The 14467-nt window shown below is 36.8% G+C and carries 15 protein-coding genes; 3 read left to right on the top strand and 12 right to left on the bottom strand.

All coding sequences use genetic code 11. The annotated features are described in order from the left end of the window. Window positions 1-223 precede the first annotated feature (223 nt). The 5 genes from JL102_RS07775 to JL102_RS07755 form a co-directional block, all read right to left on the bottom strand. Complete coding sequence (locus JL102_RS07775) at window positions 224-772, bottom strand: hypothetical protein (protein WP_202243734.1); 549 nt, start codon at window positions 770-772, stop codon at window positions 224-226. A 999-nt stretch (window positions 773-1771) separates the two neighbouring features. Then, window positions 1772-2032, bottom strand: a complete 261-nt coding sequence (locus JL102_RS07770; RefSeq protein WP_202243732.1) for a hypothetical protein — start codon at window positions 2030-2032, stop codon at window positions 1772-1774. A gap of 344 nt (window positions 2033-2376) precedes the next feature. Continuing rightward, window positions 2377-2802 (bottom strand): SMI1/KNR4 family protein, encoded by a 426-nt coding sequence (locus JL102_RS07765; protein ID WP_202243730.1) that lies wholly within the window; start codon window positions 2800-2802, stop codon window positions 2377-2379. A gap of 322 nt (window positions 2803-3124) precedes the next feature. Further along, window positions 3125-3817: a leucine-rich repeat domain-containing protein gene (locus JL102_RS07760; RefSeq protein WP_202243728.1), complete on the bottom strand. Its 693-nt coding sequence runs from the start codon at window positions 3815-3817 to the stop codon at window positions 3125-3127. 267 nt (window positions 3818-4084) lie between these two features. Continuing rightward, window positions 4085-6019: a glycoside hydrolase family 97 protein gene (locus JL102_RS07755; RefSeq protein ID WP_202243726.1), complete on the bottom strand. Its 1935-nt coding sequence runs from the start codon at window positions 6017-6019 to the stop codon at window positions 4085-4087. A 194-nt stretch (window positions 6020-6213) separates the two neighbouring features. Between JL102_RS07755 and JL102_RS07750 the strand changes: the two genes are divergently transcribed. Then, a complete protein-coding gene (locus JL102_RS07750; protein WP_202243724.1) occupies window positions 6214-6624 on the top strand; it encodes an Rrf2 family transcriptional regulator in 411 nt (136 codons plus the stop codon). Then, window positions 6617-7336: an NAD(P)-dependent oxidoreductase gene (locus JL102_RS07745; RefSeq protein WP_262896846.1), complete on the top strand. Its 720-nt coding sequence runs from the start codon at window positions 6617-6619 to the stop codon at window positions 7334-7336. Before JL102_RS07750 ends, JL102_RS07745 begins: the two co-directional genes overlap by 8 nt. Before the next feature lie 67 nt (window positions 7337-7403). Here JL102_RS07745 and JL102_RS07740 read toward each other — a convergent pair whose 3' ends face one another. The 7 genes from JL102_RS07740 to JL102_RS07710 all read right to left on the bottom strand — a co-directional run bounded on the left by JL102_RS07740 (window position 7404) and on the right by JL102_RS07710 (window position 13160). Then, on the bottom strand, window positions 7404-8438 hold the full coding sequence (locus tag JL102_RS07740) for a cytochrome-c peroxidase (RefSeq protein ID WP_202243720.1): 1035 nt from the start codon (window positions 8436-8438) through the stop codon (window positions 7404-7406). 10 nt (window positions 8439-8448) lie between these two features. After that, window positions 8449-8892, bottom strand: a complete 444-nt coding sequence (locus tag JL102_RS07735; protein ID WP_202243718.1) for a hypothetical protein — start codon at window positions 8890-8892, stop codon at window positions 8449-8451. Between the two features lie 4 nt (window positions 8893-8896). Next, window positions 8897-9820 carry a transporter family protein gene (locus JL102_RS07730; protein WP_202243716.1) on the bottom strand — a complete coding sequence of 308 codons (924 nt, stop codon included), beginning with the start codon at window positions 9818-9820 and terminating at the stop codon, window positions 8897-8899. A gap of 15 nt (window positions 9821-9835) precedes the next feature. Next, a complete protein-coding gene (locus JL102_RS07725) occupies window positions 9836-10870 on the bottom strand; it encodes a cytochrome-c peroxidase (protein ID WP_202243714.1) in 1035 nt (344 codons plus the stop codon). Beyond that, entirely contained in the window at window positions 10863-11654 is a 792-nt protein-coding gene (locus tag JL102_RS07720; protein ID WP_202243712.1) for an MbnP family protein, read from the bottom strand. Before JL102_RS07720 ends, JL102_RS07725 begins: the two co-directional genes overlap by 8 nt. An 80-nt stretch (window positions 11655-11734) precedes the next feature. Then, on the bottom strand, window positions 11735-12559 hold the full coding sequence (locus tag JL102_RS07715) for an MbnP family protein (protein ID WP_202243711.1): 825 nt from the start codon (window positions 12557-12559) through the stop codon (window positions 11735-11737). 202 nt (window positions 12560-12761) lie between these two features. Then, window positions 12762-13160 carry a hypothetical protein gene (locus JL102_RS07710; protein WP_202243709.1) on the bottom strand — a complete coding sequence of 133 codons (399 nt, stop codon included), beginning with the start codon at window positions 13158-13160 and terminating at the stop codon, window positions 12762-12764. 679 nt (window positions 13161-13839) lie between these two features. Between JL102_RS07710 and JL102_RS07705 the strand changes: the two genes are divergently transcribed. Then, on the top strand, window positions 13840-14451 hold the full coding sequence (locus JL102_RS07705) for a hypothetical protein (RefSeq protein WP_202243707.1): 612 nt from the start codon (window positions 13840-13842) through the stop codon (window positions 14449-14451). Window positions 14452-14467: the final 16 nt, after the last annotated feature.

The raw sequence follows: 14467 nt of genomic DNA, 5'->3' as shown, positions 1-14467 counted from the left end.
TTTAGTAAATTTAATCAAAAACAGCTTAACTTAATGTCCAGTCAAAGATAGCAGGTCCAATCCGCTACGAGCCATATATTACTTGAGCGTGCGCTTAAATTCCGTTCTTTAAGCACAAACTTTCATTCATTGAAATACTGACTACGCATTGTAGCTTCAGACATACACTTATCTCATTCCAACAACCCAACATTTAAAGCATGGCGGGAACAAGGATCAGAAGTTAATTAAACCCAAAAGAAGTAGTAGCATTATTTTCATAACCAGACTCGATATCTTGGAAAATGAACCCTGAATGTATAAAACCTTGCTTTGGAGATTTTATTAAAAATGAGGCATATAAACAATCTCCTATCCTTTCCTCATTTAAGATTTCTATTCCTTCAGCATATGTCATGTCTAAAATCTGATCAGTAATTTCAAAATTTGTATACATTTTTTGAGAGAGTGCTAAGATGACTTTTGCTGTGTCTCCAACTTGGTAATGAGCCTTATCGCAATGAACTTGAAGTACATACAGAGCTGTATGCCCATCAAATATTTCATCATACATAGCATCTAATACTTTTCCTCTTAAAAATGTTAGAGTGGTCTGTATTAACAACGAATCATAGCTATTTTGCCTTTCTATATCGGCTAAATCTTTTAAATTGTTTTTAATATCTGAGTAACCAATTATATTGAGATTATAAACTGTAGTTAAAGAATCTATGTCATGAAGATAATTCTGCAATTGTAATTTAGTGTAAGTTGAGGACTTATCACTATTCAAAATTTAGCAACTTCAAGCATATCCACATGATTTTTTCTTCTACCCAGTACATCAACTTGCTCTAAAACCTTGAAAAACTTATTTTGATTTTCTCCACTTATATACTTGTTTATTGGCACAATAAACTCATCATGAGATGATCTTGAAGCTTTATTGCATGCCAAAAGGCTTACAAATAGCCATAAACACTAATTATACTTACAACCTTCATCTGACTTTCGATTTTTCTATTTCACTCTGTTATCCACGGGCTTACCACCCCCAATCGTAGCATCCGCCACGATCTATATATTGTTTGAGCGTCCGCTTAAATTCCATTCTTAATGCACAAAATATTGCACATTGTACCTTCAGACATCTGCTTATCATATTCCGAGCAAATACTCTTGTGCCTGATAGGTCGTAGGACCGCTTCGCTTAACCTAAGACCAATTGGAAACTATTCGATTGTGCGTTCGTATTTTATTTTTTTCACTTCCATATCAGTTTATAAGAAAATAAAAGCCCCAATATTAGACCTAATATCGCTGTAAATCCAAAATTAAAATAACTTGGTTCTGGATGATATCGTGTATTTGAGGAGGTTTCATAAAAAAGATTAAAGATAAAACAGTTTGAGGTGTTGGAAGTATCATATTTACAAGCATTTGCTACAACAATTTTGTCTATAATCTCAAAATTAATAGCGAACATTACTATTATTGCAATGAATGAAATAACTGCAGTTATGATTGTCTTTGAAACTTGTTTCATCTATTCTTAATATGCAGTGCCAGATTGAAAATCGGCAACTTTTGTATTTATATTCAAATTGTAATGGTAGTGCAATGTATTGCTGACTAAAACTCCAGTCTTGACTTCTTCCTATATCCCAATATAAGTACGTTACAAATATTCCCAACTGGTCATAGCATTCCCTAAGATGCATATATTGATTGAGCATACGTGCTACAAACCACCGCGGGAACGAGGTTCATAAAGGATCAGTGGCAATATTTATCATTTTATATGCTTTTTTAAACCTTTATAAAATATATGTATAACCTTTACACCTAAGGATACTGTTATTGTCAAAAAGAAAATTATTGTAAATTGCTCCCCTACCATATCATTCAAACCAAGAATAAAATGTTGAGCAAGAGCATTTTTCCCAGTTCCCCCCAAACTTTTTGCAAAAACTTCTACACCTCTTTCCTTTAATGACAGTGTAACTTTAATAAAAACGATAAAAAAAATTATGTATACGAAAGTTTTTAGCATAAAAACTTAATTTATAGGACCTATAACTTTAGTTCTTATTTCCGCAAATGTCTCTTTACCTTTTTCATCTATCTGATATTGCATCCTATAAGTTCCTATCGCCGTTCGCGCCATGCTCTGCATGGTATACTTCTCGCAATTGATCGTAGCAATCCGCTAAGATTCATATATTGCTTGAGCGTCCGCTCAAATTCCTTTCTTTGAGCACAAAATTGTATTCACGAAATACTGCCTGCGCATTGTAGCCTCAGACATTAACTTATCTTATTCCAACAAACCACCATGCAAAGCATGGCGGTAACGAGGGTTTCCAAATATTACAATTATTAGAGTCGAGGTTTTACCTAAATTTTAAATAAAAACTCGTCTCCTGCTTCATAGCGAAATAAAAACTCTGTAAACGAATTAGTGATTTTTTTAAAATCCTCTTGCTGAGATAACTCTCTATAAAGATATACGGGAGGGTTATCTCCTTCATCTAGGTTGAAGAAAGCAAACATACAGCCTTGACTCATGAAGAAGACTAAGTTTTTTTGAGAAAGCTTCAAATGCGAATTATCCTCATCTAAAAGTTCTTTTCCCCATTTTTGCAAATTTGGCAACTCATTAAAAAAGCAAGACTCTCCTTGTAAAAAGTCACTAGTTCCATTCCCCATTGCCAACAAAAAATCAACATAAGATTTAGGTAAGTTTTTATAATTATTTTTTTTCTTGAAATCATTAACCTGTTCAATAGTACCAGGAGCCAATTCAATCCCTTTTTCAATCAAGGTCTCTTTGAGCTGTTTTATTGAGTCATCCATAGTTCAGGAATAAGCTTTTCTAGCTTTAGAATCTCTTAAAAAAGTATCGATAACGGCAAACCGGGCTTGTTTGGTGTCAGTGTCCAAGTTCTCAATATCTTCTAACCTTCTCCTAACTGGTCGTAGCATCCGCTACGAGCCATATATTACTTGAGCGTCCGCTCAAATTCCTTTCTTTAAGGTCAAACTTGTATTCACGAAAAACTGCCTGTACATAATAGACTCATACTTCCACTTATTTTATTACAACACCCCACCATGCAAAGCATGGCGGGAACGAAGAATGTACTTATTCTGCTATTATTGTATTAGGTAACATATCTTTTAATTTATCTATCGTTTCTTTATTGATATTGGTTGATTCAATAATTAGATATTTCAAATTCTTTAACCTTCCAATATCTTCAGGTACACTATCTATTTCATTAAATGAAATATCCAAATGTTCTAATGTTTCAATTGATGTCAGGCCTTGAGGAAATTGTTTCAACCCAATATTACTTATTCTCAGTTCTTTTAATACTTGCATTTCTGCTAAATTATCGAGGCCTCCGAGATCTGGATTATTACTCAAATTTAAATCTTCTAGTAATTTCAAATTGTCAATTGAATCAGGAACTTGAATAAGTTTGTTATTTCGAACATCAAGTTTTCTTAAACTAGTTAGGCATGTAACAGCCTCGAAATTTTTGATTAAATTCTTTGTTAATTTTAAAATTTCAACATTTCTCAACGAACAAATGTCACTGTTGATTTCAACTATTTTATTAAACTGAAGATCAAGCCAAATTAAATTAGATAATTTAAAGATATCGTCAGGAACTTTCGTTAATTGACGATCTATAAGAGATATGCTTTTAACTTTATCACATTGTGCCAAAGCTTCGTCCAAATAAAAATATGTTGTCTTAGTATTATCAACCTTCTGCCTAGAACAACTGATAATGATCAACAATAAACTTATTTTAATTACTTCTTTCATAACGAGGACGTCTATTTGTTGGTTTATTCGATTTTTTATAATTATTAATCACTTCTGTTATTTCAGTGTTCTGGAAGTCATTTTCGTATACACCTTTCTATTCAAGCCCTGGCCATAGCATCCGCTACGCCCCATATTCTGTTTCAATTCTATTACGTGAAATATCGCCTTCTTTCGATCTAGCTCAAAGTGGAGACATAATAAAGACAGTAGCCTCACTGTAAATTCTACAGCAACACCACTGTCTGCTATTATTTAGTTAAAATGCTACTCTACTAAAACCACTCCTCCTTGTGGTTCTATGGTAAGTTTCACTTGTCCTTTCTTATTTACTTTTATAGCTTTTTTAAAGCTCTCCCCTTTCTTATCTCCATACATGGCTAATTCTTTGCCGGCTAGCATGGGTAAGTTTACGGTAACAGTAACGGCTTCTTTCTGACCATTAACTCCGGCCACGTACCATTTATCACCACTTCTTCTGGCTAAGAGAACATATTTACCTGGGTAGCCTTCTAAAAATTGTGTCTCTTCCCAGCTGGTAGGTATCTGCTTCATAAAGTCAATAGCGAACTCAGGAGCGTCTTCCAAGTTATTAGGAGCTAAAGCAAAAAACTGAACCGGATTCTGGAATAATATACCAGTAGCCAGCTGAAAAGCATCTGTGGTCCTTCGAATATTCCCCCCGTCATTGGTTCGGTTATACCGCTTATTAAGCACTACACCACCATACTCCATACAGGCCACAGCATTTCTTATAAAAGGATGCAGGGTAGCATTTACCGCTTCCTGATCATTAAAGTCCTGACTGAACATCAGGTTTTCGGAGGCTAAAACTGCCTCACTACCCACATAGTTAGGGTACATTCTTGCCCAGCCTCTAGGCAAAGTCGCTCCATGAAAAACCACCATCAGCCCGTAATCATTAGCATCAGAAAGAATATCTTCATAAAGCCTCATGGTCTCCTGCTTATCTCCACCAAAAAAGTCAACTTTAATGCCTTTTACACCATTTTCTTTCAGCCATTTCATTTCCCTTTTTCGCTCTATGGAGGTATTCATCCGTTTTTTAGGGCTCTGCGGGGCATCACTGGTGGCGCCATTAGAGTTATACCATAGAAACACCCCTACTCCCTTACTGGCAGCATACTGGATCAATTCTTCCATTTTATCATTTCCCATTTTATCCCACCAATTGTCAATTAGCACATACTCATAAGTCATGGCTGCTGCCAGGTCAATGTATTTCTTTTGATCTTCAAAGTTAATACTGTTATCCTGCCACATGATCCAGCTCCAGGTTCCTCTGCCGTATTCATAATTCTTAGAAGCTTCGTATAGCGGCTCCACCACATCATAAGCAATGGTAGTTTCTACTATTGGCTTAAGCGAATTGCCTACTGTAATAGTTCTCCAGGGCGTTTGTGCTGGCAAGCCAATAGCCGCGCCACTGCCTCCAAAACCGTTATTCTCTCCTGGATCAGGAAAGGCTATCTGGTAAACACCATCTTCAGTAGGGTCACTGAGGTGTGAGGCACAATAAAGGCTTCTTACCCCTGTCTCCGAAAGCAGCACCCAATGGTTATCTACTTCAAATAAGCCTGGAAAAACATAGCCATTACCAAACTCAGATTGAGCTTCTATTTTCTGACCAATAGCATAATTTTCTTCATAACTGGGTTTAGTTCTTTGCCAGCCTACCATAGGTTTAGACTGCGGACTTAAAAAGCCCTTTGCTGCCTGAGGAAAGTTAAAAGCAGTTAATTCCTTCTCTACCACCAAGGCCACAGGATCACCAGCCGCAGGAATGTAATAGCGCAGCGCTATATCATTATTACTCACTTTAAAGATGACCTTTATTGGCTTTTTATCTTTGTTATTCAAAGTGCAGACCAGCTCACTTCCTTGATAGTGCACTTCTGATTGCTTTATCTTCTCTTGCGTATAAGTAAAATCTAAAGACTTCTCTTCTGATCCTTGCCAGATAAGGCCGTTGGCATAATCAACCAGATTAGTCTCCAGGCCCAGGCGCGATTGCTCCAGCACCTGATTACCAGCATAATAAACTTCATAAAACAAAGTCCCTTCCTTTATATAAATGTCTACTTTAAGCTTGCCATCCGGACTTGAAACGGAGGCATTTTGTGCATAGGTGACAGAGCTAAGAATTAAAGAGATGATTGACAGAGTAACGTATTTGAGCATTTTTTGAGGTTTAATAAATATTTTTTAACAGAGTCCTCTAAGTAATACAAAAAATATCAAAAAAGTACTTGGTTAGAAGCAGAACCTCTCCTTGAACATTATCAACTATTGAAAAATAACAGAATACACCTGAACATCATTTTAATTGTAATATAATTTGTTACATATAAAATTTCGCTATATTTGTATCACGAATGAACAACACGAGATTTGCAACGGCTATTCATATCATGACCCTCCTGGCAAAAATGCCCGGAGCTTGGGTGAGCTCTGATTTTTTAGCAGGCAGCATTAACATTAATGCTGTGATAGTAAGAAAAGAGCTGAGTGTGCTTAGAGAGGCAGGTTTGGTGGAAAGTAAAAAAGGTAAGGAAGGTGGATCTAGAATTTCAAAAAAAATGGATGAGATATACATTTCTGAAATCTTTCAGGCAATCAATAATTCAGATGTATTAGGCAAAAAAAACAACCATCCTAACCCTAAATGCTTTGTAGGTAAAGAGATTAATAACAATTTGAATAACTTATTTACCGAAACAAATGATTTAGTAATACAATTTTTGAGTAAGAAGAAATTATCCGAATTCGCTGAAAACTTTGGCTAATTTTTTTCACCCAAATTGTAACAATTTATATTACATAATAAACTTAAAACAAATAGATATGAGTAAAGTAACAGTAATTGGAGCCACCGGATTTGTAGGCCCTAAAGTAGTAAAAGAGCTGGCAGACAGAGGATATGAAGTACAGGCTATTGCCAGAAATGTAGAGAAAGTAGAAACCAGCGAAAAAGTAACGGCTACTAGTGTAGACGTAAATGACATAGATGCACTTGCCAAAGTGCTTGAAGGTAGTGATGCCGTCATTAGTGCGTTTAACCCAGGCTGGACTAACCCTAACATTTATGATGATTACCTTAAAGGGGCTAGAAATATAGAAAAAGCAATAGAGAAATCTGGAATATCAAGATACATCGTTATTGGTGGTGCCGGGAGCTTATACAATCAAGACAATGTGCAATTGGTGGATACCCCTGAATTTCCGGCTAACATTAAACCTGGAGCAACAGCTGCAAGAGATTATTTAGAAGACATAAAAAAGAACACCGTATTAGACTGGACTTTCTTTAGCCCTGCCATTGAAATGCACCAAGGAACTTCTGGTGAAAGAAAAGGAAGTTACAGAACTGGACTAGAAAACCCAGTATTAAATGAAGAAGGTAGAAGTATTCTTTCTGCCGAAGATGTAGCAGTAGCTTTAGTAGATGAGCTTGAGCAAAATAAATTTGTTAAAAAGAGATTTACAGCTGCTTATTAAGCAAAAAAAGGTTGTCTCAAAAATCGTTACTGACTTAAAACTTTCTTTTGAGACAACCTTTTCATTATCACATTTCTAAAAACTCTTCGTCTGTAAGCGTTTCTAAAAAAACCAGTATGGCTTGCTTTTGAACCTCTGAGAGGCTGATTCCTTCAGTATCTATCAAAGGATCTAAAGTAGGTGATCTTTTAACACCATTAGTATAGTGATGAAGTACATCATCAAGCGTACCCAACCGACCATCATGCATATAAGGTGCTGATTTGAGTATATTGCGTAAGGTTGGTGTTTTATATTTCCCCATATCTTCGTAGATATACGTTATCCGCAACCTGCCTTGCTCCATACCGTCATTATCTTCACTATAGGTATCATCCAAACCATTATTATGATAATCATTATCAGTAAATAAAGGAGCTGGATGACAACCTCCGCATTTGCTCTCTACTACTTTCATTCCGTACAGCTCAAGCTCACTCAGTTTTGCCTTACCCTTCCTATAATCGTCATATTTACTGCCCGCAGATATCAGAGTTCGCTCGAAGTGCGCCAGCGCCTTAGCGATAGTAGTCATATCCATCTCTTCATCAGGAAAGGCCTCATTAAACAATCCTGGATATTCATCATGATTACTTAGCTCTGACATAAGTTCAGGTATCGCCTGCCCCATCTCATCTTTATTAGTTATAGGCGCCATGGCCTGGCTCTCTAAATTAGTAGCACCTCCATCCCAAAAGAAAGCTTTACTCCATGACAAATTAATTAATGCTGGAGAGTGAAGCGGTAATTGCTCCCCCGTAATTCCTCTATCAGACAAAGATAAGCCATCTGAAAAGCCTAAATTGGGCTGGTGACATGTAGCGCAAGAAATTGTATTATCACCCGATAAAATCGGATCATAGAATAACTTTTTACCTAGAGCTACAATCTCTTTTGTCATCTTTTCATTATTGGACAATAGAGGTTCAGGAGCAGGAAAGTAATCCGGTATATTCAACTCAAAATCTGTGTTTTTCGGCAACGGATCTTCATTACTTTTATCACAAGCACATAAACAAGAAACGAATATGAATACTATGCTGTATCTAAGGCACATTGTCATATGTTAACCCCTAGTTTTCTAAAAAAGATTGAGCTTCCGCAATGCTGGATTTCATCAAAGAATCTACCATTAGTATACCCTCATATTGCTTCTGCTGTTCTTTAGTCACGCGTATAACTACCGAATCTGCAGCCGATTCCAAAGAATCTGGCACCATGGTATGATGATTCATCCAACTCATCATTTCTTCATCCGCTTTTTGAAGATGTTGGATCACTTCTCTGCCTTTTAATAGCCTAGTGTCATGATCACCCTCATTTTGAGCTAAAGAATCAACCGCTTTTTGCACTTTTTGACGGTAGTTATAAATGTTATCCATCTGTAGCATTAACTCGTCATGCACTTCAATAGCCTTATTATGAACGTCAACCAGTTTCTCATACGCTCCTCCCTGATCTGGATTACAAGCCATGAAAAGCATAAATGTGCTTACCATTGTCATTAGATTTTTCATAATCTTAAAAATTATAAGTGAGTGAAACCATCATCCTGGATTTACTTTCAATTGAAGCAATATCATCGCTATTAAAATCTTGAGATAGCGGGTGCTTATAGTTGAAGCCTACAGTAAATTTTTTATAGTAAGTTTCTAATCCTGTAGATAATAACAGAGCATTTCCTCCGGTATTTTCATTCTTGATCTTCCCCTCTTCATGACTTTCAGCGGATTCAAAATAGGTTCCAACATTTGGCAGAAAACTGAAATCACCGATATTTTGCCAATAGAAAAATTGAGCAGACGCATGAAATTGATTACCAAACAGATAGTCATCACTATTTCTGGTGTTGATTTTATACCCTGTCTCTGCATTAAGGCCTATTTTCTGGTAGCGAATAGTGTATATAGAGTTCACCATGAAATCTGTACTACCAGTACCTAATTGAAAGTTGGGATTAACCAGCTCACCACGGTCTTTCATATCACTATCACCCGTAGGCAGCTTCACTCCCCCTCCTACCATCCATGTATGTTTAAAGGTTTTACCATCATCATCACCCGTATTTACCAGCATGTAGTTAGCCATAACACTAATATCTCCAAGGCCGTTATTACTTACCACCTGTTCGGTACCATTCATATCATTGTACCCATATGGTACAAAAGCGAAGACCTGCCATCTATCAGAGAGATAAAACCTACCGAAAAGCTCTACCTTGCTGTAGGTATCATGAGAGTATTCCTCTCCCAGATAATCACTATGGTGATCCATATGCGCATAGAATCTCGCCTGGCTCCACCTAAGCCCTACAAAGTTTTTATTAAACTGAGGTAGTATACCCATATAGTTGCTACCTAATGAACAACCACACACATCACAGGCATGAGTATCTTTAGGCAGCAGCCAAGCTATAAATAGAATAAGTATTATATATCTTTTCATTATTTTCAATTTTTATTAATTAGGATCAAAAAAGCGGCTATCACTCACAAAATCACGATCGGTCAAAGTATGCAGAAAGGCTATTATATCGCTTTTCTCCTGATCGGTCATAGGAATACCCAGCTCGCCATTAGCCTGCACCAACAGCGGATCTAAAGTAGCACTTTGTACTACTCTATGGTCATAGTGGTCTAGCACCTCTTCTAGGGTTTCAAATCGGCCATCGTGCATGTAGGGAGCTGTGTAAGCCAGATTACGGAGCGTAGGCACCTTGAATTTACCTTCATCGCCTGCATATTCGGTAATTATAGCCCGGCCTAAGTCCTTGCTAAATTCAGCATCTAAGCCATTGTTTCTAAAGCTACCATCAGTGAACAGTGCCGTACCATGACAGTCTGCACATTTAGACTCATAGAGCTTCATGCCTCTTAACTCTGCCTCATTCAGCTCATACTTACCCTGCATCCATTGATCATAGTAGGCATTATCTGATACCAGCATCACCAAAAACTGCGAGAAAGCATGTAAAAACTCCTCACCATTTACACTGTCTTTTCCAAATACTTGTTTAAACTTATCCTGGTATTCCGGTAATTCATTTACCTTTTTCACTACATTAGATATGCTTTCATTCATTTCTAACTTATTCATAATAGGGTTGATAGGAATAAAATCGACATGATTAACACCTCCATCCCAAAAGAAATGAGACTGAAAAGCCAGGTTGAATATAGGGGGTGCATTCCGAGTACCTTTTTGGTTATTTACCCCCACGCTGAACACATGCACAGGATCTGCGAAAGCCAGATACGGTTGGTGACAATTAGCGCATGACACCGTATTATCGCTTGAGAGCCTGGTCTCATAAAACAACATGCGACCAAGCTCAAAACCTTCTTTTGTCACGGGATTATTTTCAATGGTATATACCATTTCAGGAAAATATTCCGGTACATCTACCTGCCAGTAATTGGTGGATTGATCATCATCATTACCACAGGCAACAATAAATAAAATACTGATTGTCAGTAAGATAAAAACCCTATTCATGAATATGATCTAAGATAAATGCGTTTACATAATTTTCAGCCACGTCAATAGAAGCCGCAGGAGTATGTCTGCTGGCATTGCTGCTGAAATCAATTTCGTTAGGACTATCAAAGAATTGGAGTACATCTACTATGATATGTATTTGAGGCTTTTTATTTTCATTAATCGAGAATTCACCGTTAAGCGAGATCTGCTTGACGTTATCGGCCAGGTTCGGCTGTTTTGGATCGGCTTTATACCCTCCTACATGATATTCTAAAACTGCCCCATCTTCGGTAGACACAGGAGAATGACCTTCAAACTTCATAAAAATATAGCCGGCGTTCCAACTCCAAAACATATCATTAGTTACATCTAATGCCCCTGTTTGAGCTCCTTCAAGAATGCGATCAGCATCTACGCCTACTGTAAATGTAACACCTGTATATTTACCTTCAGGTATACCATTTAAATCAAGTAAGGTAGTTGATTTATCTTGCTCATTTACTAAATAATAGCCTTCAGAACCATCTTCGCTCAAAGGAAATGTATATTCCGTACCGTCTTCTCTACTGAATTTAATGTTGCTGACGTAATACTTCAGCATACTTACGTTAAAAGCTTGCCCCTGGGAGTTAGTATAAGGATAGTCGCTGGTATTAAGTTGAAGGTTGGACATTCCTACTCTGTTATCAAATTCCAGTATGGCTTGTCCTCCTTCAAGTTGGGCTTCATCGTCATCTCCACAAGAAATGAACAGAAATAAGGATAAAACACTGATATATAGTAATTTAAATGATTTCATTTTGTTTTTTAATTTAAAATTGAGGCCACAGAGGCATTGCATCCTAAGTAGCCCCGATTGTTGATGTTTTAAATAATGAATTAATCTTCTTCAGGCACACTTATGGAGAAAAAGCTAGTAGCAAAATTATCTGATACTGCCTTCATAAGCTGGGGTTGTGAAGCTCCTACTACAGGGTTTTCCCAAGGATCAAAGCTATTAAGCGTAGTAAGAACATTAGCGTTAATATTGATCTGATAACTACTATCATTTATCACTTCAATGGCCTGAGGCAGCTTGAGTTCAATAGTTCTATAGTTAGCATTTAGACCGGTTTCTATTTCTATGTCCTTGCTATCTCCGTTTTCTGCTGTACCTTTCAATGAAGTGAAGATGTAACTAGTATGCCACATCCAGGATACGTTAGTCATGCCTACCATAGATGATAATTCGCCTGCATTGAGACTCAAATTATCATTATGTTCCTGATCGACACCTACAGAAAAGATTACGGAAGTATAAGTACCTACTTTCAAATCAGAAATGGTCACATCTTCTCTTTTCTGACCTTCATAGGTATAGGCTCCTTCTTGCACCGCTACATCTTCTGTATTTTCTATCAAATAGTATGAATTGGGAATTTGGGCTACTGAACCATCGGTCTTCTTAAAACCGACATTACTCACCCAGTATCTGAGGCTCTTAAAGTTATAATTTATACCACCAACGGTATAATTGTGATTAAGCTCAAAATCTTCGGTTCCAATTACATTATTAAAAGTAAGTGTTACTTTACTTCCATTAACTATTACCTCTTCTTTTATAACCTTATCTACTTCTTTTATAATGGTTTCATCATCTTCTGAACATGAGACCATTAAAAAAAAGGCAAACAACAACCCTGTGAAAAACAGCGTGTTCTTCATTTTATATATTTTAATATTGATAAATATCTTTGAAAATTTGTAATCACTCAGCCTGCTGTATAAAACCAACAGCATTATAGAACTTGCTAAATAAAAAGAGCAAGTTTTAGCTAAGCGAAAGAAACGAGTATCTTATCAGATACTAATGTGTAATAGCTGACACAGCTTGTAACAGGATCAGCGTAAAGACATGATAAGATACTTAGGCGATATCTACCTGAGGGGGAATAAAGAAGTCTGAGATATAATTAGAAACCAACTTCTCTCTATAGTGAGCATATTTAACAGTACTCAATTCGAACAGAGACTGTTGGTTAGAAATGAGGTGATCCAAGATACAATAAGGAGAATTCTCCAGCTTAATACTTGCAGAATGTTCGGTTTTTTTATCAGAACCTAAATCCATGATAGCTTCCAGATCCTCTTGAAGCACACAAGAACCTCTACAAACCGTTATCTTTTTAAATCTATTCTCGCAAAGATTTTTAGCAATGTAATCTTGCTGTACCTTAAAAGCTACATAAACAATAGGCGCTTGAAAAGCCTGCACAAAAAGTAATGCGGCTAGTAGATATGCTCCTATGTTTGAGATGGGTTTCATTTGGTGAGGCAATATTAGTTCAAACAAAATAAACACGCAATACCTTTGGCATAAGATCAACATAGTTACATTCATTGAAAGGGTTTTTATCACCATAACCCCACAGCAAGATGAATAGGCTCCCGGCTCTTCACCCTTTTTCGGGCGGGATGACAGTTTTCTGAAGACCTCCTCTCTATAACTTTAAACAAAGGCAATTGTCATCTCGACGGCAGGAGAGATCTATGCACCTAAGTATCCATAAGCTCTTCAAACCTCGGTCAGCCCGTTAATACTCCATTTGCTTTCTATAGCCTTGTTACCTTACTTTTTTGCAGTCGATCAAAAAAGTAACAAAAAAATCTCTCTTGCTGTCAGGTCTTCCGATCACTCAATCATTTCATAGTCATGACCTGCCACTAAGGACTTAAGAAAAACCTGCTTTTCAATCCCCTTTCACCGCAAGACGGTACAGCAAGATTTCGCACTTACCCAAGAAAGCTGGTAATTGCGAATGCAGCGAAGCGTAATGAAGGAATCTCGAACCTACATCTACTGTCTTGGGAAGGCTATTTTCCTTAGCTTCGAGATTACTTTGTCGTATTTTACAAGAAATGAAATATTCCGAAGTAAAAGGTTTAATAATTACACTTATAAGGTGAATCTTAGCGATCAAGTATTATTTAAACTGAGTTTATAAATGAGAATCCTATTATTTTTATCATTTCTGATAATGGCATGTCAGCCTGATCAATCCAAAATCAGCTTTGCTAATGATTATAATACCTCTCCTAGAGAGTTGTTGCCAGAGCCCGATTTACAAGACAGACTGAATAATGATATGATCCTTCGTGATTCCAGCATAAAAGATCTTCAAATCAGCATTTGGGTCACTACTACAGCTGAGCAATCACCACAGGAAGTGGAAAATGAAAACTGGCCACCTCAAATCATCACCACATACAATATTTATAAAGATAAAAACAATGCCATTGTACTCATTTCAGAATATCCTTTTAGCGAAAGTGGTGATTGGTTCAGTGTCAACAACATGTACTTTAATGCGTACGGCTTTTTATATGCTCAAAATATTAAAACCATCACCTTTAACAGCTCATGTGACTCCTCGGCTATTACAACTCACCTTACTACCCTTTATAATAATGAAAACACTCCCCTCACCTCAGAATTTACCATAATGAATGATAATGGTGACACTCTTAAAACAAATTGTGATGATCTATATGAAATGGAATATAAAACCCACACTAATGTTAGGAGTTATCTTCAGGATAAGGGTTTTATTGAGTAGCTACTTGATAGTGAAA

It is taken from the genome of Fulvivirga sediminis (assembly GCF_016757215.1).
Lineage (GTDB): Bacteria > Bacteroidota > Bacteroidia > Cytophagales > Cyclobacteriaceae > Fulvivirga > Fulvivirga sediminis.
Note: the sequence above shows the minus strand (reverse complement) of the source record. Positions and strands in the feature narration are given on the sequence as shown.

Excerpts from the sequence above, each read along its gene's own strand:
- JL102_RS07725 (WP_202243714.1), bottom strand. The coding sequence starts at position 10,870 with ATGAATAGGGTTTTTATCTTACTGACAATCAGTATTTTATTTATTGTT.
- JL102_RS07720 (WP_202243712.1), bottom strand. The coding sequence starts at position 11,654 with ATGAAATCATTTAAATTACTATATATCAGTGTTTTATCCTTATTTCTG.
- JL102_RS07750 (WP_202243724.1), top strand. The coding sequence starts at position 6,214 with ATGAACAACACGAGATTTGCAACGGCTATTCATATCATGACCCTCCTG.
- JL102_RS07705 (WP_202243707.1), top strand. The coding sequence starts at position 13,840 with ATGAGAATCCTATTATTTTTATCATTTCTGATAATGGCATGTCAGCCT.
- JL102_RS07740 (WP_202243720.1), bottom strand. The coding sequence starts at position 8,438 with ATGACAATGTGCCTTAGATACAGCATAGTATTCATATTCGTTTCTTGT.
- JL102_RS07755 (WP_202243726.1), bottom strand. The coding sequence starts at position 6,019 with ATGCTCAAATACGTTACTCTGTCAATCATCTCTTTAATTCTTAGCTCT.
- JL102_RS07760 (WP_202243728.1), bottom strand. The coding sequence starts at position 3,817 with ATGAAAGAAGTAATTAAAATAAGTTTATTGTTGATCATTATCAGTTGT.
- JL102_RS07710 (WP_202243709.1), bottom strand. The coding sequence starts at position 13,160 with ATGAAACCCATCTCAAACATAGGAGCATATCTACTAGCCGCATTACTT.
- JL102_RS07715 (WP_202243711.1), bottom strand. The coding sequence starts at position 12,559 with ATGAAGAACACGCTGTTTTTCACAGGGTTGTTGTTTGCCTTTTTTTTA.
- JL102_RS07770 (WP_202243732.1), bottom strand. The coding sequence starts at position 2,032 with ATGCTAAAAACTTTCGTATACATAATTTTTTTTATCGTTTTTATTAAA.
- JL102_RS07730 (WP_202243716.1), bottom strand. The coding sequence starts at position 9,820 with ATGAAAAGATATATAATACTTATTCTATTTATAGCTTGGCTGCTGCCT.
- JL102_RS07735 (WP_202243718.1), bottom strand. The coding sequence starts at position 8,892 with ATGAAAAATCTAATGACAATGGTAAGCACATTTATGCTTTTCATGGCT.